Below are 20,827 nucleotides of genomic sequence, written 5' to 3' on the forward strand. Positions count from 1 at the left end.
ATCGCGACTTTTTTGTTTTTGAACCATGATAGAACCGGATTAGAGCACCTTTTCCAAAAAACTGATTGTACGTTCGTGCTGCGGTTTACCGAAGATCTGTTCAGGATTACCTTCCTCAACAATATATCCGCCATCCATAAAAATAACCCGATCCGCAACTTCGCGGGCAAAGCCCATCTCATGCGTAACAATGATCATTGTCATACCTTCCCTAGCGAGGTCCTTCATAACGCCAAGCACCTCGCCGACCATTTCGGGGTCAAGCGCCGACGTCGGCTCATCGAACAGCATCACATCGGGGTTCATCGCAAGTGCACGAGCAATAGCTACACGCTGCTTCTGTCCACCCGAGAGCTGGCTTGGAAAGCTATCCGCTTTATCCGCCAGACCAACACGGTCAAGCAAGCGAAGCGCTGTGTCCCGTGCCTGTGCTTCATTCAATTTGCCAAGTTCCATTGGCGCAAACATAATATTTTTGAGTACACTGAAATGCGGAAACAGATTAAAGTGCTGGAACACCATACCAATGTTCTCACGAGCTTTATTGATATTGGTTTCACTACTGTTCAAATCCTGATCATCAACGATCACATGACCTGCAGTGATGTCCTCCAGTCGATTAATGCAGCGCAAAAATGTACTTTTCCCTGAACCGGAGGGGCCAATGACACATACGACCTCACCCTCATTCACTTCAACATCGATGCCTTTGAGCACTTGATTGGAACCGAAACTTTTCTTGAGACCTTCTACTTTAATTTTAGCCACGGCGGATCTTCACCTCCATATAATCAGCAATTTTGGTCAGTGTAATGATAACGATCAGATACATCACCGCAACGGTTAACCAGATGTCAAAGGAAGCAAACGTTCTGGCAATAATAATTTTACCCGATTGTGTAAGCTCAACCAGGCCGATAACGGAGAGAATCGATGTATCCTTTAACGTAATGACCATCTGGTTAATAAATGAAGGGATCATCACACGAATCGCTTGAGGAATGACAATTTTCATCATTGCTTTCCGATAAGGAAGACCCAGCGAACGAGCCGCCTCCATCTGCCCGCGATCAATCGATTGAATACCTCCGCGGATAATTTCGGTGACGTAGGCGCCTGCGTTCAAACTTAGCGTCAGAATAGCTGCAAGAAACAGTGGCATCGTAAAGCCAAAGGCTTGCGGGATACCAAAATAAATGAAAAATGCAAGCACCAGTAGCGGAATACCACGGAAAATATCAACAAATACTGTAGCGATGCCACGCAAAATTTTGTTATGTCCTACTTTCATAAAGGCAAAAATCAAACCGATAATAAAAGCAAAAAATAGCGACATCAGCGTGTATAACAGCGTTTGCCAAAGACCTTTCAGCAAAGCTGGAAGGGATTTGATAACAAGTTCCATTCGTCCCAGGTTTGCAACCGTTTCGGCGTTATCACCCAGATATTTATCGACGATACGCTGGTACTCACCACTCTCCTTGATGTTTGCAAGACCTGCATTAAACTTCTGCAGCAGCTCCTGATTTTTGCCCTTGCTCACAGCAAAACCGTAAGGTGCTCCTTTTTCTTGATCCGTAACCACTTTCAGTCCGTTGTTCTGATTCGCTCCATATTTCAGTACAGGAAAATCATCGAAACAAGCGACGGAATTGCCCGTTTTGACATCATCATACATCTGCGCTGAATCATCGAAAGGCACAATCGTATATCCATGCTTTGACGCATTTGCCTCAGCAAAGCGATAACCTTCCGTACCCGTTTTAACGGCTACTTTTTGACCACGCAAATCCTCATAACTTTTTACGGAATTATTGTTAACACTAACACCCATCACGACGCCGGATTCAAAGTAAGTATTGGAAAAATCAAATTTCGTTTTTCGCTCATTTGTAATACTCATGCCTGCGATTACGCCATCCACCTGATTGGATTCCAGCGCCTGTACTGCGGCATTGAAGCCTAATGCCTTGATTTCATACTTGAAATTTTGATCCTTCGCAATAGCAGCCAGTATATCCATATCAATTCCCACAAAATCACCATTGATGTCCTGAAACTCAAAGGGTGCAAAGGTGACATCCGTACCAATGACATAGGTCTTTTCTGTTCCGGATTGTGCCTGTACGCTTCCTATCCAACCTGTAAAGCCGGACACCAGAAGTAGTACCATCGTAAGTATAAGTATTGTAATCCTGTTATTCTTCATATGTCCTCCTCGTCTTGACGTCATGCCATACTTATGTTTCCAAACCAGCTACAATTATTATTCTCAGCTCTTGACCAATCAATGCTCTTTCTACCCACCTTCATGTAATGTTTCCATAGTATCTCTTGAATCCACTTGTAAAAGTCCTCTTATACTTACCCTGGAGGTGAGGTTTGCGAAACCCAAATTTAAAATTTGAAACATTAAAACGCCAAAAAAGCCGCAATACGCGACTTTTTAGCATTCTTATGGAAAAGCATTCATTCTCGATGGAAAAATATTAATTTTCATAATCAATCAACGATGTTTTAAAACAATACGCTTACGTCTATAAAAAAATTTTCAAGCCTTTATTTTAACGTAATCTCAAAAACAGATCCCGCTTCACCTGCAAAGACAATGTAGCCTTTCTCCGGGAGTACCATTGTCGTTTGACCGCTAACTACGCTATGATTTAGGCTAGCACCATTCGTATCGTACACAACAAAAGAACCATCTGAAGGGACCTTCACTTTCATTTCCTTCCCTCCAGCCGAAGTCGGGATAGAGAACCATCTGGCGTAACCATTCGCTTGAATTGTCGTTTTCGATTGCTGGCCTGCATAGATCGGTTTCACGATATCCTGGCTGGCATATATGTTGCCTCCTTGCGACACATATTCCACACCGTCTTGTTTGAAAAAAGTAAATTCCATCGTATCACGTCCGGCTACACCAGGAATTTGTAATCGATTCAATGCTTGATCCGCACCCGTAATCGCATTGGTGTAGATATAGCCTGGCAGTTCACTCAACAGCTGAATAGGGATAAGCGGCATCGCTGTATTATATAGAGTCGAGGTATGTTTTTCATTCACGAGTACATACGCTTTACCAAAACGCGCTTGCCACGCAGCTTTGGCTTCGTCCGACAATGGATTCGCTTGCAGCTTCTGCCCCTTATACTCTGAAGAAGCAAGCTGCCCGAGTCCAGGTGCCGATTGATAGGAACGTGTCCAAAGATACGTATTTCCGTTCTCTTCCTTAACAAACTTCACCTTCTCCGTACCTGTTTCATTCACAAAAGAACCGTCAGCAATATAGGTGTACGTCTGTTTCGGACTATTGGGAGCCGCTAACATCGAGATCGTGAGTTGGCCATTCTCCTGTACATCCAGTTTCATTACCATGTTGGCTCCGCCGCCATAGATTCCTGAATGATTCATCTCTTCTTTTGGCATATCCGCTTTTACAGGCACTCCATGCGATTTCTCCGGTTTACGCTCCGGAATCAGCTTCTTTTCTTCCAGCGCACCGAGTAAGAGCTCCGTTGCTATTAATTGATTCGTTGAACTTGAACCTCCCGATGATGTAACGGCTGCGGCCATGTTATGCTCGGGCAATACGATTAGAGATGAATGATAGGCTATCGTATTTCCGCCTTTCGTCCACGCCTTGATCCCGTATTGATTAAAAGGAAACAAGTTCACACTGTCCCATCCCAGTCCATAGGCAATAGACGAATCGCTGTCCTCTGGCCACATTCCCCGTTTGTACTCTTCCTGTCCGGTCGCTTTCGCTGATTCTTTGGAAAGAACACCATTCTTCTCATTCGTGTATACTTGTGACAGCTTCACCAAGTCCTCGGCTGTGGAATAAATGCCGCCTGAAGCAATCATGTTGGTTGTCTCCAAAGGCTGCTGTTCTTTCTTGGCGGAGTACGTCGCTGCCATTTGATTCAAATCGAGCGAATCTTGTGGCGTCTTGGTATGATTCATGCCAAGACGCGTTGTGATATTACGGTGCATGAATTCTGTAAAACTCAACCCGCTGACTCGCTCCACCAGAATCTCGGCTAAAGAAAACCCGTCATTACTGTAAACCGAATAAGCTCCCGGATCTGCCTTCAAATGCTGTGAGGCTAACTGTTGCAGTAATGTATCATGAGCGTGAGTGTCCGGATCTTCAAATAAAATAGCACTATTACTGGATGTGCCAAGCAGTCCCGATGAATGATTTAACAGCATACGTACTGTAATTTGAGCAAATCGCTTGTCCTTCATTTTAAATTCAGGAATATAGTTAATTACGGGATCGTCCAGTTTCACTTTGCCATCATCAACCAGCTTCATGACAGCGGTTGTGAGGAACATTTTACTTGTTGATCCTATGCCATACATGGTATCTGACGTAAGAGGTACATGATTCGACGGGTCGTTGATTCCTGTCTGTCCAGAGAGAACAATGTCTCCTCCATCGATCAGTGCGTACTGTACACTTGCAACACCGTAATTTTCGGTCAATGTTTTCGTTTTTGCAGTGACTGCTTTTTGCGTTAACCCATAATCCAGCTTCCCTGGAATTTCAGCTGCATATGCAGCTGTGGGAACTAACATCGCAAATGCCAAGGTCATGGCAATGATAGAGGTTCTTTTTTTACGTGTCATATTCATCTTCTCCTATTCTGCTCAGTGATCGTCGTGTTGTGCTGTTACCTAACCCAGTATAGAAGAGGAAAATGAACTGCCCACGAACTTCATATGAACTTCAGATGAACAGTTAAATAAATATAGTTAACAGTGATTAATATTGCAGCTTGAACCGTTATCATGATAGTATTCCCACAATGGAGTGCCTGACATATTTTCATTGTTAAATAATATGCAATCCATAATTTCAACAACAATGGAGTTGTTAAGATGTTAAAAGTGAACCGAAATGATGACCGTCCGATCTGGCAGCAGCTGCTTGACCAGGCTATTCACAACATTACAACCGGGAACTGGCCTCCAGGTGAACTGCTGCTTCCGTCACGTGAGTTAGCCGTACTGATCGGTGTTTCACGGTCTACAATTCAGATCGTTTACGAGGAATTATTCAGCCGGGGTTATACGGTAACTTCACGTCGCGGTGGAACAAGAGTCAGCCGCTCGATTCAAGTGCTCCGTTCTTTGGAAGAGGAGCCAGCGTCCGGGCCTGTACCTCCCGTACTGCCGGTAGTACACGAATCCATTGCCAAGCTGCAGAGCTGGTTTGGAGATGGAGATGCAACGCAGGTGGACATTGATTTCAACCCGCACGAGCCTTACTTGGATGAAACGTTCACGCAATCCTGGAGGAAATCATTTTTGCAGGTGTCTGCCGAACCTAACCTTGATATCTGGTCGTATGGCGATGCCAGAGGTTTTATGCCATTACGGGAGCAAATTCAACGTTATTTATCACTGGAACGAGGAATCCATATTGAAGTTGATCAGATTTTGTTAACTTCAGGAGCACAGCACAGCATGGATTTGATTGCTCAGGCACTTCTGACCGAAGGTGACAGAGTATCCGTGGAGGACCCCGGTTTTCCTGCTGCCTGGACCACCATGAAATACCGCAATATGCAGATCGATGCCGTACCTGTTGATGAGCAGGGACTGTGTGTAGATCGCATCCATCCAGAATCCAGGCTCGTATTTGTCACCCCTTCGCACCAATGCGCCACCGGAATCATCATGTCAGAGCCGCGCAGACAGCAATTCATGCAATTGGCCGGGAAACGTGGAATGTGGATTATCGAGGACGATTACGATAGCGAATTCAGATACCGTGGAGACCCGATCCCGACCTTGTTCAGTCAACTGCCTCAGAATACGCTTTATATGATGAGTTTCTCCAAAATGATTGCGCCAGGTATACGTTTATCCGCGATTATTGGACCTCAAGCAGCGGTTGAGCGGCTTACCCAGATTCATGAACTGACTTATCGCCATCTACCCATAATGGAGCAGCTAACGCTGAATCATTTTATTGAGCGGGGGCAATTTATGCGCCATATGAGAAGGGTTCGTAACATTTATCGCCGCAGACACGAGGTCATGACCAAAGCCATCCATTCTTTCGGTCTTAGTTCGCGTTTTAGATTAAGCGGAGTAGAAACGGGATTACATATGCTTCTTGAAGCAGATGTGTCATGTGATGAAGCAGCAATCACCTCTGCCGCCCGCAGGCAAGGTGTCTGTGTTTATCCGCTGAGCAGATACTGTCTGGAGAGTGATCGTAAGGGGTGGGTATTAGGTTTTGCTAAAGTAGATGAGGAACGAATCGAAGAAGGCCTCTCCCGATTTGCCCGGACCGTATTATAACCATTGAATAGAGCCCGCCAGCAATCCAAAATCGATAAGAAGATTGCAGACGGGCTGTATCTATTTATGAGGTGAACGAGGCCCCTGCTTCGTACAGAGGAAATCGTGATGTGATCTCACGCACACAACCTGATATGTGCTGCTTTACTTTAGTGTTCGCTGGATTTTTAAATGCAAGTGCGATAAGCTCGGCAATTTCTTTCATCTCCCCGGCACCAAGTCCTCTGGTTGTCATAGCAGGAGTTCCGAACCGAATACCGCTTGTAACTAACGGACCTGCTGTATCATGAGGAATCGAATTTTTGTTTGCCGTGATGCCTGCTTCATCCAGCATCATTTGAGCGTCTTTACCCGTAAGGCCAACGCTGCGCAGATCAACGAGAATGAGATGATTATCGGTACCTCCAGAAACTAGAGTGAGCCCTTCATTCATCAGCGTTTCCGCCATTACTTTGGCATTATTCAGAACGTTTCTCATATAAACAGTGAAATCGGATTGCATGGCTTCACCAAAAGCGACCGCTTTTCCCGCAATAATATGCATAAATGGCCCACCCTGCGTACCCGGAAAGACAGCTTTATCGATGGCCTGTGCCCAGGATTCTTTACACAAAATAGCACCTCCACGCGGACCTCGCAGCGTCTTATGTGTCGTGGTTGATACAATATGCGCGTGCGGTACGGGGTTAGGATGTAATCCCGCTGCAACAATGCCCGCGATATGTGCCATATCTACAAAAAGTAATGCCCCCACTTCGGAAGCAATTTGAGCAAAAAGCTCAAATTCAATGCGCCTCGGGTATGCACTTCCGCCTGCAACGATCATTCGTGGACGATGTTTGTGTGCCAGTTTTCGAACTTCGTCAAAGTCAATAAGACCTGTTTCCGGATCGACACCATAGGGAACAAAGTGATAAAATCTTCCCGAAAAATTAACAAGACTTCCATGTGTCAGATGACCGCCTTGAGCAAGATTCATTCCGAGAATCGTATCCCCCATCTCGACCGAGGCCAGATATACAGCCATATTCGCCTGTGAACCGGAATGAGGCTGTACGTTTGCATGTTCAGCACCAAATAGTTGTTTCAGGCGATGATTAGCAATATCCTCTACCGTATCAACATGCTCGCAGCCACCATAATATCTTCTGCCCGAATAGCCCTCTGCATATTTATTGGTTAATACGCTGGCTGTGGCCTCCATTACGGCTTGGCTCACAAAATTTTCTGAAGCAATCAGTTCTATCGTATCCCGCTGTCTTGCAAGCTCGTGACGGGTTGCTGCTGCCACAGTTTTATCTTGACTCTCTATATGTTTTAACATCCTGATCATCATCCCTTCCTTGTTTCTTAACCATTCGTTCCAAGTTGTTTTTTAGCAAATTGTTGATGAATTAGAAGATGCGCCATGACTCCAGCCACAAGTCCCCAAAATGCACCGCCGATGCCAAACAAAGTTACATTAGCGGCTGTAGCTAAAAATGTAATTAATGCCGTCTCCCGTCCATTCGGGTCCGCCAGAGCGTTAGCCAGGCTGCCGCCGATCGTTCCAAGCAAAGCCAAGCCCGCTAATGTAGCGATAAATGCTGCTGGAAGAATTAAAAATAATGCGGCTAAGGTCACGCCGAAAATTCCGACAGTTATGTAGAAGACTCCGCAGGCAATGCCCGCAATATAACGCTTGGACGCATCCTCATGCGCATCTTTCCCCGTGCATATGGCTGCGGTAATGGCTGCCACGTTAAATGCATGTGAGCCGAATGGTGCAGCGATAAGTGAACCCAGGCCGGTTACCGTTAATATAGGGTTGGCACTGGTGCGAAAACCATCATTGCGGAGAACCAGCATACCTGGCATGTACTGTCCCGTCAGCGTAATAATAAATAACGGCAGGGCCACGCCGAGCAATGCTTGAATTGAGAATTCAGGCGCAGTGAATACAGGTAAAGCAACTGCGAGCTGAATGGAGCTAAAATCGGTTTTCCCCATAATTACCAGGTAGATCAAGCCGAGAACCAATATACCAACGATTGCATAGCGAGATGTAAACCGTTTTAACACGATATAGGCGGTGAACAGCAGAATAACCAGTACAGGTTCGACCATGGCCCCTTCAAACGCGGAGATACCAAACTGGAGTAAAATGCCTGCAAGTAAACCAGAAGCGATCCCTGGCGGGATTAATCGAACGAACCGTTCGAACAAACCAGACATGCCCAAAATGATAAAACCAACGGCGGATATCATATAAGCACCTACGGCTTCAGAATAAGGTGTTACAGCCAGCATAGAGACAAGGAAAGCTGCAGCTGGAGTAGACCACGCAGTAATGATAGGTTCTTTGTAGCGGTAACTAAGCCAAATCCCCGTGATCCCGACGCCAATCGAAATGGACCATATCCAGGACGCAGTCATTTCCGGGCTTAACCCTGCTGCTTTGGCCGCTTGAAACACAAGAATGAAGGTCCCTCCATAATTGACAATTACAGAAATTAAAGCCGCGGTCACTGGTGATATTAGATCGCGCCCGCGAATTCTATTAGATGCTGTTTTCAATGTAAACCCCTGCCCCTCAACTAATCTTCTATCTTTTTATGTTCGTTCCAGTAATATTCATCGGGCAGATAACGTGGGCCAAATACATTGGTTCCCACACGAACGATGGTCGCTCCCTCTTCAATCGCGATACTGAAATCACCGGACATGCCCATCGATAAATGTTTCATTTCTACATGTGGAATATTTCTCTCTTGGATCTGGGTACTGAGCTGTTTCAATAAACGAAAACACTGCCGAGTTTCATCGTTTGTGGCATTCAATTTTCCAATGGTCATTAGCCCTTTGATGTGTAGAGTATCGAATTGAGATAACGCTTCAACCAACTCTAACGCTGTTTCTGGAGAAGCTCCAAATTTACTATCCTCATAGGACGTGTTAATCTGAACAAGGATATCCATCGTGCGATTTTCTTTCACAAGCTGGTCATGCAAAACCTGCCCGAGCTTCAGACGATCCACGGAGTGGATCATGGTCACATATTTCACGACCTCCTTTACTTTATTCGTCTGCAGATGTCCGATAAAATGCCATTCCAAGTCATTGGATTGCTGCATCAGAGGATACTTGTCTCGAAGTTCCTGCACCTTGTTTTCTCCAAACAGCTGTTCACCTGCTTGAACAGCCATATGTAACTTCTCCAGCGGCACCGTTTTGGTTGCCAAGAGCAGCTGAATATCTGCTACATTTCGTCCAGAGCCCTCGCAAGCCAACGCAATCTGCTGCCTGACTGTCTTCAAATTTTCCTCCACTGTATTGCCCATGCATCCTGCTCCTTTCTGTCCACCGTTTTCGTTACGTCAGTATAACAATGAATGGATTGATTATGTATATCCAAAAACATATGAATAGAGCAATCCATATTGTCCGAATCGTGTTTGGAGTTTGGAGTAAAGCAAAAAAATCCCGCTCCGGATAACTCAGCCAGAACAAGATTTTTTTTACATATACAATGCTTGTTTTATTGATTCACATTTTCCTTCGTCACCAGCTTCAATTCAGCCGGGATGGATTTCTCCACCTGTTTCCCGCTCAGTACATCGAGTGCCGCTTGCAGCGCAAGCTGTCCAATCAGCTCAGGCTGCTGAGCTACGGTTGCCGTGAGTTTGCCATCCTGAATCGATTTAATGGCATCATCATTACCGTCAAATCCGATCACCGGGATATCTTTACCCGAGCTTTGAATGGCTTCAATCGCGCCAAGTGCCATCTCGTCATTATGAGCAAATACCGCCTGTACATCCGGATTGCCTTGCAGCAGGTTTTCCATGACATTCAAACCTTTGGAACGGTCGAAGTCAGCAGATTGTTTGGCAACCACGTCAAGCTTCTGGTCTGCAATTTCATGAAATCCTTTGCCGCGCTCCCTTGTCGCCGATGCCCCCGGTACACCTTCAAGTTCAATAACTTTGGCGCCTTCGCCCAGCTGTTTCACGATATATTCCGCTGCCATGCGGCCACCCTTTGCATTATCGGAAGCGACAAGTGCTGCAACGTCCCCTTTATCTGCCGAACGGTCAAGTGTAATCACCGGAATGCCTACCGTATTGGCAGATTGCACAGCTGTCGAGATCGCCGCAGAATCGGCCGGGTTAATCAGCAAGGCATCTACACCCTGTTGAATAAGATCATCCACATCATTGGTCTGTTTCGCTGAGTCGTTCTGTGCATCCACGACCACAACCTGAATGCCTTGTTTCTGCGCTTCAGCCACAACACCATCTTTTAAGGATACAAAGAACGGGTTGTTCAGTGTAGAGATCGACAAGCCGATTTTTTTCTGTTCCTTGCCCCCGGCTGCCTTCGGTTTCGCCCAGCCCGGTGGCTCCAGTGAGCATCCGGCTAGCACAACAATCAGTATCATGCTTACAAATGTTAATGTCCATTTTTTCATGTTGAATTCTCTCCCTTATGCGGTTTTCTTGCGGTCCAGCAGGACGGCGATGGCAATTACGACACCCTTCACAACCATCTGGTAGAAGGAGTTCACACCAAGCAGGTTCAGACCGTTATTCAGGACACCGATAATCAGTACACCTATTAATGTACCTACAATGCGTCCACGGCCCCCGGAAAGGCTTGTTCCCCCAAGTACAACCGCCGCGATGGCATCCAGCTCGTAAGAAGTACCCGCCGTAGGCTGAGCAGAGTTCAGACGCGAGGTCAGGATTGCACCTGCCAGCGCGGCCAGCATACCTGCGAGGGAGTAGATCATAATTTTGACACGGGAAACCTTGATACCCGAAATAATCGAAGCTTTTTCATTACCGCCGATGGCGTACGTTTTGCGGCCGAAGGCCGTTTTATGCAGGATGGTCCAGAGAATAACAAACGTAATCAGCATCGTAATAGCTGGAACTGGAATGCCTAGCAGATATCCACGTCCGAACAACTGGAACAGCAGGCTGTCACCAAGACCTGTGATCGGATTACCATTGGTATATACCAGCGTCAGACCTCTAAAAATAGTCATCGTTGCGAGTGTTGCAATAAACGGTGCCATATTGCCCTTCGTAATCATAAGTCCGTTTACCATACCCATTACACCACCCAGCGCAACCCCGATAATGATCGACAGAATCGGATCAAGACCGGATAACATCATATTGGCTACGAACGCACTGGATAAGGCAAGAATAGAACCAACCGACAGGTCAATCCCGCCAGTGAGAATAACAAACGTCATACCAAATGCTATCAACGCATTAATGGAAACCTGGCGCAGCAGGTTCAGAATATTAAGCGGTTCCAAAAAGCTGGGATTCAGCACGGAAACAATAACAATCAGAATGATTAATCCGAGTAATGGTCCGAGTTTCTGCGTTACACCTGAGAAGCGGAAGCCGCTTTTGGCTGTTTTATTTTCCTGCATCGTTGTCATGTTACTGTCCCCCTGTAGCTAAAGTCATAATATGTTCCTGTGTCGCTTCTTCCTTCGGCAGCACGCCGGTAATGTGACCTTCATGGACCACCGCAATACGATCGCTCATCCCGAGCACTTCAGGCAGCTCAGACGAAACCATGATGATAGCCACCCCGCGATCCGTCAGTTCGTTCATGAGCTGATAGATTTCACGCTTCGCGCCAACATCTACCCCACGCGTAGGCTCGTCCAGAATGAGAACACTCGGACCAATACCTACCCATTTGGCAATGACAACCTTCTGCTGGTTCCCCCCGGACAAGTTCCGGGCCGCTGTTTCCGAGGATTGTGTTTTAATTTGAAGCCGTTTGATCAGTGTGTCCACAAATTCCTGTTCCTTGGCAGTGGAGATGAAACCTTTGCTTGAAAAGCTGAACAAGTTCGTTAATGCCATATTTTCACGGATGGAAAAATCGAGCACCAGCCCTTCATCCTTCCGGTCTTCGGTAATAAAACCGATGCCATGCTTCACCGCATCTGACGGCTTGCGGATGTTTACCTTTTTCCCGCGCAGTATAATGTCCCCGTGATCCAAACGATCGAGCCCAAAGATCGCTCTCATCATCTCTGTGCGGCCTGAACCCATCAGTCCGGAAAATCCGAGCACCTCCCCTGCTTTGACGTCAAAGCTGATATTTTCAAACAAACCCTTCCGGCTTGCGTTGCGCACCTCAAGCACAACATCGCCATATTTCGGATTGCGCGCCGGATAACGCTCTGTAAGCTCGCGGCCTACCATCTTGCGCACGACCTCATCAAAGTTGGTCTCGGGAATGGCTTTGGTATCCACGGTTCGCCCATCACGCATAATCGTAATGCGATCACAGATCGTGAAGATTTCCTCCATTCGGTGAGAGATATATACGATGGAGACACCGTTCTTTTGCAAGGAACGAATCACCTCAAACAGCTTCTGAATCTCTCGCTCCGTCAAAGCCGCCGTAGGCTCGTCCATAATGATCACTTTTGCATCGGTCATCAATGCTTTCGCAATCTCGATCATCTGCTGCTGCCCGACAGAGCACTCCCCGGCAGGACGTTCCAGCGGGATATCTACAGACAATTTGGCAAACTGTTCTACGGCAAGCGCTTTCATTTGTCTGGTGTTCAGCAATCCCGTGGAGGAGGATATCTCCTTGCCGATAAACAGATTATCCAGCACCGTCATCTCCGGCCACACATTCAGCTCCTGATGAATAAACGTAAGGCCAAGCTGCTCTGCTTCCTTTGGACTGCCAAAATACGTTTCCTTGCCGTCAATCTCAATCGTTCCTTGATCACGCTGGTGCAGGCCAATCAGAATGTTCATGAGCGTGGATTTGCCAGCGCCGTTTTCCCCCATCAGGGCATGAACCTCACCTTCTTTTAGATCAAAATCCACGCCGCTTAACACTTGGTTGGTGCCAAACGCTTTATGAATGTTATGCATCTGAATGTGCATGGTTATGGTGCCTCCTTTTAACCGAAATTTACTCCCGATTGTAAAATGCAATTGGCATACGGCGTAGCCTCGCCTGTGCGAATAACCGCCTTTACCTGCCGGGTTAAGGCTTTGAATTGTTCATGGTCCAAGCTGTCATCAATGGCCTTCGACTCAAACTTCTCTTTCAAGTAGGCAAGTGTCTGCAGATTCCCTTCATGAATTTCACTTGCTACGATCACTTTTTCAATGACCATGTCTTCCGCAATAACGTCCAGTACTTCACGGAAGCTCGGTGTACCGAGCTTGAGTGCCAGATCAATCTTGAGCACGCCATCCGGAACGGGCAAGCCCGCATCCGCAATGGCAATCCGGTCCGTGTGCCCGAGATCAGATAATATTTTTGAAATATGACTGTTCAGGATGCCGTTTTTCTTCATTGCAAGTTCCCCTTTATCTTTTTCGCAAAATCTCATCTATTTCACTAGAAATCTATGTTCAGCTTCTTCTTACAGACTAGCTTCTACTTCGTTCCGGGTTGGCATGCCGCCCTGTGCACCAAACTTGGTTACGGATAACGACGCCGCCCGATTCGCAAAACGCACACTGTCCTGAATGGAATTGCCTTCAGCCAAAGCCACTGCAAATGCTGCATTAAAGGTATCACCAGCACCTGTTGTATCTACGGCTTCGACTTTATACGTTGGAACGAGAACCTCTTCATTACCGTCAAAATAGCGGACACCCTTGCTGCCTTCCGTAATAAACAGCTTGTTCGGATATTGACGTAATGCCTCAGCAGGCTTCATGCCCTTGAACAAGATTTCCGCCTCATGCTCATTTGGTGTAATGTAGGATGCATTGTCGATTACCTCTTGTGGAACCTCCCGTGCTGGAGCCGGATTGAGCAGCAATGGCGTCTGGTATTCAGCACACAATTGGCTGACATGAATTACCGTTTCTTCTGGAATCTCCTGTTGAATCAACACGATGTCTGCATGACGAATCGCTTCGGCAGCCTCGTCAACATATGCAGGTGTAACTTCACGATTAGCCGCTTCGACCACTACAATGCTATTATCTCCCTCAGCCAATATGATATGAGCTGTGCCGCTCTCGCAATGTGTAACCGGTTTCACATAGCTTGTATTAACATGATTCGCCTTGAAGTTCTCTAAAATATCTGTACCGAAGGTATCATCACCTACTCGACCAATCATCACCACTTCCGCACCCAGGCGGGCCGCCGCAACGGCCTGATTTGCACCTTTGCCGCCAGGAACCGTTTTGAAGCTCTGACCAAGCACGGTTTCTCCTGCGCCCGGTCTTCTCGAAGAAGTCACCACCAGATCTATTGAACTGCTGCCAATTACACATATGTTAGCCATCATTTCACACCTTTCTTGTTGTCCCCCGTTCAATAAAGGACACGGGCAACTGTATGTTTTTATTCTCCAGCTTATTTTGCTCTACTAATTGAATAAGTAATCCGGCCGCTTCCCGGCCCATCTCATATGCTGGCTGACGGATCGTGGACAATGCTGGCGACAACAAACCACTCATGGGGATATCGTCAAACCCGATGACCTGCACATCGTCTGGTACGTTCTTGCCTATGCGATAAGCTTCATGCAGTACGGCCATTGCCGCAATATCGTTACTGGCAATTACGCCATCCGTATCAGGGTACTCTCTGAAGAGCTCCTCTGCCCACATTCCCGCTTCATTAAATGAAAACGAGGTGGTTTGAACGATCTCATAGTTGAGCCCAGCTTCTCTTATAATTTCAATTGCACCTTCAAACCGATCTTGAGCCGGTCTAATATGTGAAGGTCCTTGCATAACGGTAATTCGCTTGCTGCCCCGTTCAATGATTTCCTTTGCGGCCAGTCTGCCACCTTCTCTGCCATCGGCATATACCGAAGGGCGATCCAGTGAAGTTCTGTCCAGAAATACGACGGGAATCTTCAGCTTTTCATATATTGAAGAGTGAGGATAATTGGTGGACGAGATCACACCCACCACGTTATTCTGGATGAACGTCTGGATGTAATCCTGCTCCTTCCGCTCATCCTCATCACTATTACCAAATATCAATCGATAGTCCTGCTCCTGCATCCGATCCTCCACACCTCGTGCGAGCTGAGGAAAGTACGGATTGGCAATGTCGGGCAGCAGCAGCCCAATCAGTTTCGACTTGCGTGTGTACAGTGAGCGTGCCACTTCGTTTGGAGAAAAGTGAAGTGCTTTAACTGCATCTTCCACTTTTTTACGTGTGTCGGCATGCACATAACCTCTGTCATTAATCACTCTGGACACAGTGGCTACCGAGACACCAGCCAGATTCGCTACATCTTTTATCGTTGTCATGGAATATGTTCTCCTTATGTGTAACCGGTTACAGACATAAATTATCACATTCTTTGTCGTTTAGCAAGCTATCTTTAACTGGAATTAAGTCCCAACTTCGCTTTTACGAAGCTACACTCTCATTGCAAGCCGGGATGATAAAGGCTCCTTACCCTGTTTTCTCCCAACACAAACGCTGCATTTTATGATATGGTCTATAAGGCATGATATTTTGTTTTTTACATACATATCGTTCTGCACAATAAGCGAGGAGAAGATTAAGTGTGATCGAAAGAACAGAAAGAACAGTAACAATCGAAAGCTCAGCAAGAGTCGAAAGTTCCACAGCAAAAGCAGCTAATGCCCCACTTGCGAACGAATCGACTGAGGCAGCGAACGCAGACCATAGAGGGCTGGAACAACCGCGGAGCAAATTCAGCGATCCCATTATCGTAATGCTAATTGCTGCTCTGTGCTGCCTGTTATGGGGAAGCGCCTACCCTTCCATCAAGCTCGGATATGTTGCTTTTCATATTTTGCCCGAAGATATCGCATCAAAATACGTTTTTGCCGGTTATCGTTTCAGCCTGGCGGGTACATTGCTCCTGCTATTATATCGTGTCGGTTTCAGACGCAGGTTGAAGCTTAGCGGACGTGAATGGGCAAGCTTGAGTATACTCGGCGTGCTGCAAACGGGACTGCAATATATGTTTTTCTATGTAGGCGTCGCGAATACAACAGGTGTCAAAGGCTCCATCATGAACGCAACCACGACGTTTTTCAGTGTTGTACTGGCGCATTTTATTTATAAAAACGACAAGCTGAGCCGCAACAAAGTGATTGGCTGTGTGCTCGGATTCATCGGTGTTATTATCGTAAACTTTCATTCAGACCTGCTTACATTCTCTTTCTCTTTTACTGGAGAAGGATTCATCATTATGGCAGCGTTGGTATTTTCAATTACAGCCATCTACGCGAAGCGTTTAACAGCGGCTATTGATGTTATGATGATTACAGGTGTGAGCCTGCTGGTAGGCGGATTGGTACTAACTCTGCTGGGGCTCTCGTTAGGCGGTCAAGTTACTCATTTTACATGGGAATCCACGATGAATCTCGTGTATCTGGCGTTGTTATCTTCTGTGGCCTTCTGTTTATGGAATGTGCTGCTGAAATACAACAAGGTCGGCAAGGTATCCGTGTATAACTTCCTGATTCCCATCTTTGGCGCACTGTTGTCTGCACTATTTCTGGGCGAAACTATCTGGGAAATGAAAAATCTGGTCGCGTTAGTGTTGGTCTCCGTAGGCATTTATCTGGTGAACCGGGTAAACTCACTTCGAATGACAAAAAGCCGCTAATTAGCGGCTTTTTATACTGTAACAACACGATTATGTCTGCTGAAATTAGAAAATGACAGTGTAATCAATCAAGTCTTCTTTTTCTTCATAATTAAACATAATACCATGTTTACCCCATTTATATATCATCTCGTATCCGCCAACGGCTTCATTGTAATATTCCTCAGACGGTTTTCCGAGCCACATCTTTATGTTACCAGGAGAAAGATACTGCTTCTCATTGTAAAGCTCAATGACGGAAACGCGAGAGTTGCTTTTCAATTCATGCAGGTAGGAATCAAATCCGATACCAAAGTTAGCATAATTGTATAAAGCACCCCACTCTCCATTTGATTTGGATTTAGGTTTACCCAGTTTCTTTTGCACCGTTTGCAACGTCAGGCCTGTTGTAATATCTGTCCGTCCAGGTAGCTGTCCTTTGGAGGCAGCATCCTTGAGACTCTTCAGGTAAGCACGATTCCCGACTCCAGAATTAGGCCAATCTGCAACCTTTTGATTTCGAATATCATCGAGACGCATCTGTAATTGCTTTGCATTAATTTTAAAGGTATAAAATTCGTAAATACCCTGCGCATTATTATAATACCTGAACTGTACACGACCACCTGACAGTGCCCGAATACCCCCATCTCTCATCGCAATAAAAGAGTTCCCTATGGATTTGCCATTGTGCTGAAAATAATTTACACGCTTCAAATCACCCGATTGAATTACAAACGTTTTAATCATATTTACATTTGATGCACCCCACTCTGTAATCATCAAAAGATCAGGAATACCATTCTCCTTACTATTTACTACAAAATTCCAATTTTGAGGTAATATAATCTTATCCAATTCCAATTTAACATTCTGCACCGTTCCGAATGAGGCTCCAGACTTGAGAAGTGCTGCACGATATGTACCGGAATAACTGACATCTCCAGCTTTATTTTTTGTCTGGCTATCTGGCCCGATTAATGTGCTAGCTTCTTCGTCATCGGCAAAAATATAAACCGTATATGCAGTCTGCTGTGCATCTCGTAGTGTAAACGAAAGTCTACTCTGTTGCTTCAACTGATCGGCAGCAATTTGCTCTCCTTTTGCCGCAGCTGTGCCTGGAAGCAGAAACAAAGCCGAGAGGAACGTCGTAACCAAGGGCAAAAGCGTCAGGAACGCCCATATCTTCTGATTTTTCCAATAAGTCATCTTAAGAACTCCTTTATGTATCATTAAAATTTGAAATAAACTGCTTCTTTTGCTTTCTACAAACACTGTATAAAACTTCATGTTCTTGCTTTCAAACGATGTTATTTTGCTTTGCACTATCCCCCTTATATTATTTTATGGCCAGGAAACTTCTCCCTCTAGTTCCAATTACCTATGTTAGGATAACATATCTTTTCTGACAAAGAAATCATTAAATACTTATTTGCAAATGAAGTGTCATTAAAAAAGAATAAACCCCGCTGATCTTTACAGCAGGGTTGGGGAATACACCATCAGCGATTAAACTAGCTTACAGACAAGAATAAATCGCATTACGCAAACGACGATGCACATAATGCTCCTGGCTGTTCAACAGATGCTGCGCATACATCACTGTCAGCCCGGAATCCGGGTCTATAATGGCCATACAGCCGGCCGCACCGGCCCATCCAAATTCACCAACCGGGCTCAGTGATCCACTGCCTGCTGGGGAGATATGTGTACGAACGCCGAGACCATAGCCGTAACCATACATATGATCCCATGAAAAGTCAGGCCGTGTCATCTCGTTAAGATGATCGGCTCTCATGAGCTCCACGGAAGCCCGGGATAAAATTCGCACGCCTTCAGGACTTGTACCAAATCCGGTCAGTGCATTCAGGAACTTGGCATAATCATTCACGGTGGATAACAATCCCGCACCGCCACTATCCAGTTCTGTACCTACACGGAAGCCATTGCCATCCATCCGTACCGCTTTATCTTGCTGTTCATCAAAAAGGTATTGCGGAATCAAGCGAGACTGCTGCTCTTCCTTCAGATCAAAAGTAGTGTCATACATGCCAAGCGGTTGAATAATCTCATCCTGCAAATATGTGCCGAATCGTTTACCACTTACCACTTCCACCAGTGCACCAAGCACATCATGACACATGCTGTAATTCCAGTGTGTACCTGGCTCAAACATCAGCGGTTCCTTCGCCAAAGCTCTCGCAAACTCCCGTGTAGGCAGTTTTCCGTGGGTACGTTCCACCGCTTCTTTGATACTTGGCGCGTGGATATCATATGAAAAGCCCGCAGTCATCGTAAACAGATCACGTACCGTGATCGGTCTGGCCGCTTTCTCATAGTAAACTTCGCCATTGGGCAGTGCCTTCTTTACCTGCATTTCTGCAAATTCAGGTAAATATTGAGACAGTGGGTCGAGTAAAAGAATATCCCCTTTTTCAACCAGCTGCAGCGCAGCCACACAAGTCATGATCTTGGTCATGGAGTACAGATTAAAGATCGCGTTCTCCCGAATGGGCGTCTTTTCCTCCACATTTTCGAAACCCTTCCGATACTGGAAAACGATTTCGTTATGATGCATAACAAGTACTTCTGCCCATGGGACTCTCCATGATGTTAAGCGATCAATTAATGAAGCAACCGGTGTAAAGTCCATATTTCCCCATCCTTATATGTAAAATTGTTTGGTTTGTGCCCTTCAAGAGCACTTAGCGAAATATACTTCTCTTCCATTTAACATATACTACTATACGACCTTTTTGACCTGTTGACCAGCTTGATTAAATGTTAATTTCGTTAGGTGAAGTATAGCAATTCAAATAGCAAAAAGCTGATCCATAACTGGACCAGCTTATAACCTTACCATCGTATTTGCACATTAATTTGGATAAGCTCGTCTATTCTCAACCGATTTCATACGGTTCTGGTCATCCGTCACATGATCCTGACTGAATTCCTGGCCTGCTTCCATCTCACTATGACCGGATACGTTGCGGGAGAAATTGGTGAATTGTCTTTTGTGCTCGTCCTGTTCGTGCTTCTGCTTCAAAAGTTCCTGCGGGTCTTGCTTTGTCATCTCGCTAACCTCCTTATTGAAATGTCATGTATTTCTTCACACTACTTAAGTTTTCCATACAGACGCCCTGCTTATGCAAGTAATACAAGTCAATGCGCCACGAAAGGAGCTAACGCCAAAAATGAAGCGCCTTCTCTTGTCTTATCCTTTGAGCGTAAACACGCCGGTATACAAAGATAATCCTCCAGTCGTGATCCAGCAGCAGGCCAGTATCGCTCAAGGTGATCCGTATAACCAGTTTGTCATCACAAGCCTTAATCATGACGGAACACATATTGATGCCCCATGGCACTTTAATCCTCAAGGAAAGAAAATCAGTGAGATTGCGATTGACAATTTTATTTTTACCCTCCCTGTCATTATTGATATTCCTAAAAGGGATGATGAGTTGATCACCAAAGCTGATCTGCAGCCTTTTGAACATCAAATCGCTGGGGTGGATCTGCTGCTTATTCGCACGGGTTTTGGCAAAATCCGCTCATCTGATCCTGAAAGGTATGCTAATCACAATCCCGGATTATCCTCCTCCGCAGCACGTTATCTGATGATTTTTGACTCCTTGCGTGCTATTGGCATTGATATGATTTCCGCTGGTGCAGCGAATCATCCGGACGAAGCCATTGCTTTCCATCAAACGATTCTGGGCAAAGACCGGGTGGATGGCAAGTACATTCTCGTCATTGAGGATCTCAATCTGAATCAAGACCTTTCCCACATTACGAAAGTTTACGCTATCCCTCTGTATATCGAAGGCGTCGACAGCAGCTTTGCTACTGTTTTTACAGAAGATTAACGCTTGGCTGGTTATTAATTGGTTGACTGATTGATTCTAGTTTTAAAAAATAAGAAAA

18 protein-coding genes are annotated in these 20,827 nt (G+C 45.8%); 3 read left to right on the plus strand and 15 right to left on the minus strand.

The window, feature by feature from the left end; all coding sequences use genetic code 11:
- Positions 1–39 precede the first annotated feature (39 nt).
- From ACQSGY_RS03500 to ACQSGY_RS03510, 3 genes are all read right to left on the minus strand, one after another.
- Positions 40–768 carry an amino acid ABC transporter ATP-binding protein gene (locus tag ACQSGY_RS03500; RefSeq protein WP_427050681.1) on the minus strand — a complete coding sequence of 243 codons (729 nt, stop codon included), beginning with the start codon at positions 766–768 and terminating at the stop codon, positions 40–42.
- On the minus strand, positions 761–2,209 hold the full coding sequence (locus tag ACQSGY_RS03505) for an amino acid ABC transporter substrate-binding protein/permease (RefSeq protein WP_427050682.1): 1,449 nt from the start codon (positions 2,207–2,209) through the stop codon (positions 761–763). Before ACQSGY_RS03505 ends, ACQSGY_RS03500 begins: the two co-directional genes overlap by 8 nt.
- 350 nt (positions 2,210–2,559) lie before the next feature.
- Positions 2,560–4,635: a serine hydrolase domain-containing protein gene (locus tag ACQSGY_RS03510; protein WP_427050683.1), complete on the minus strand. Its 2,076-nt coding sequence runs from the start codon at positions 4,633–4,635 to the stop codon at positions 2,560–2,562.
- 252 nt (positions 4,636–4,887) lie between these two features.
- Here ACQSGY_RS03510 and ACQSGY_RS03515 point away from each other — a divergent pair, with 252 nt between their 5' ends.
- On the plus strand, positions 4,888–6,318 hold the full coding sequence (locus tag ACQSGY_RS03515; protein ID WP_427050684.1) for a PLP-dependent aminotransferase family protein: 1,431 nt from the start codon (positions 4,888–4,890) through the stop codon (positions 6,316–6,318).
- Between the two features lie 64 nt (positions 6,319–6,382).
- On the opposite strand, the gene glyA is transcribed toward ACQSGY_RS03515, so the two are convergent.
- From glyA to ACQSGY_RS03560, 9 genes are all read right to left on the minus strand, one after another.
- Positions 6,383–7,642, minus strand: a complete 1,260-nt coding sequence (gene glyA / locus ACQSGY_RS03520; RefSeq protein WP_427050685.1) for a serine hydroxymethyltransferase — start codon at positions 7,640–7,642, stop codon at positions 6,383–6,385.
- 26 nt (positions 7,643–7,668) lie between these two features.
- Positions 7,669–8,874 (minus strand): benzoate/H(+) symporter BenE family transporter, encoded by a 1,206-nt coding sequence (locus tag ACQSGY_RS03525; RefSeq protein ID WP_427050686.1) that lies wholly within the window; start codon positions 8,872–8,874, stop codon positions 7,669–7,671.
- Between the two features lie 20 nt (positions 8,875–8,894).
- Positions 8,895–9,638: a YggS family pyridoxal phosphate-dependent enzyme gene (locus tag ACQSGY_RS03530; RefSeq protein WP_427050687.1), complete on the minus strand. Its 744-nt coding sequence runs from the start codon at positions 9,636–9,638 to the stop codon at positions 8,895–8,897.
- Positions 9,639–9,835: 197 nt separating this feature from the next.
- Positions 9,836–10,768: a ribose ABC transporter substrate-binding protein RbsB gene (gene rbsB, locus ACQSGY_RS03535; RefSeq protein ID WP_427050688.1), complete on the minus strand. Its 933-nt coding sequence runs from the start codon at positions 10,766–10,768 to the stop codon at positions 9,836–9,838.
- 15 nt (positions 10,769–10,783) lie between these two features.
- Entirely contained in the window at positions 10,784–11,746 is a 963-nt protein-coding gene (locus ACQSGY_RS03540; RefSeq protein WP_373288458.1) for an ABC transporter permease subunit, read from the minus strand.
- A gap of 10 nt (positions 11,747–11,756) precedes the next feature.
- Positions 11,757–13,238 (minus strand): sugar ABC transporter ATP-binding protein, encoded by a 1,482-nt coding sequence (locus ACQSGY_RS03545; protein ID WP_427050689.1) that lies wholly within the window; start codon positions 13,236–13,238, stop codon positions 11,757–11,759.
- A gap of 17 nt (positions 13,239–13,255) precedes the next feature.
- Complete coding sequence (rbsD, locus tag ACQSGY_RS03550) at positions 13,256–13,657, minus strand: D-ribose pyranase (protein ID WP_427050690.1); 402 nt, start codon at positions 13,655–13,657, stop codon at positions 13,256–13,258.
- A 69-nt stretch (positions 13,658–13,726) separates the two neighbouring features.
- The gene (rbsK, locus tag ACQSGY_RS03555; protein WP_427050855.1) at positions 13,727–14,605 is read right to left on the minus strand and encodes a ribokinase; all 879 of its coding nucleotides are present in this window, start codon (positions 14,603–14,605) and stop codon (positions 13,727–13,729) included.
- Between the two features lie 4 nt (positions 14,606–14,609).
- Positions 14,610–15,587, minus strand: a complete 978-nt coding sequence (locus ACQSGY_RS03560; RefSeq protein WP_427050691.1) for a LacI family DNA-binding transcriptional regulator — start codon at positions 15,585–15,587, stop codon at positions 14,610–14,612.
- Between the two features lie 263 nt (positions 15,588–15,850).
- On the opposite strand from ACQSGY_RS03560, the gene ACQSGY_RS03565 reads away from it, so the two are divergent.
- The gene (locus ACQSGY_RS03565) at positions 15,851–16,924 is read left to right on the plus strand and encodes a DMT family transporter (RefSeq protein ID WP_427050692.1); all 1,074 of its coding nucleotides are present in this window, start codon (positions 15,851–15,853) and stop codon (positions 16,922–16,924) included.
- A gap of 45 nt (positions 16,925–16,969) precedes the next feature.
- Here ACQSGY_RS03565 and ACQSGY_RS03570 read toward each other — a convergent pair whose 3' ends face one another.
- The 3 genes from ACQSGY_RS03570 to ACQSGY_RS03580 all read right to left on the minus strand — a co-directional run bounded on the left by ACQSGY_RS03570 (position 16,970) and on the right by ACQSGY_RS03580 (position 19,976).
- Positions 16,970–18,112, minus strand: coding sequence for a DUF4309 domain-containing protein (locus tag ACQSGY_RS03570; protein WP_427050693.1), 1,143 nt, complete (start codon positions 18,110–18,112; stop codon positions 16,970–16,972).
- A 310-nt stretch (positions 18,113–18,422) separates the two neighbouring features.
- Positions 18,423–19,556, minus strand: a complete 1,134-nt coding sequence (locus ACQSGY_RS03575) for a serine hydrolase domain-containing protein (RefSeq protein ID WP_427050694.1) — start codon at positions 19,554–19,556, stop codon at positions 18,423–18,425.
- Between the two features lie 222 nt (positions 19,557–19,778).
- Positions 19,779–19,976, minus strand: a complete 198-nt coding sequence (locus tag ACQSGY_RS03580) for a hypothetical protein (protein ID WP_111268858.1) — start codon at positions 19,974–19,976, stop codon at positions 19,779–19,781.
- Positions 19,977–20,124: 148 nt separating this feature from the next.
- On the opposite strand from ACQSGY_RS03580, the gene ACQSGY_RS03585 reads away from it, so the two are divergent.
- The gene (locus ACQSGY_RS03585) at positions 20,125–20,769 is read left to right on the plus strand and encodes a cyclase family protein (RefSeq protein ID WP_427050695.1); all 645 of its coding nucleotides are present in this window, start codon (positions 20,125–20,127) and stop codon (positions 20,767–20,769) included.
- Positions 20,770–20,827: the final 58 nt, after the last annotated feature.

Source organism: Paenibacillus sp. TC-CSREp1, assembly GCF_050171015.1.
Taxonomy (GTDB): Bacteria; Bacillota; Bacilli; order Paenibacillales; family Paenibacillaceae; genus Paenibacillus; species Paenibacillus silvae.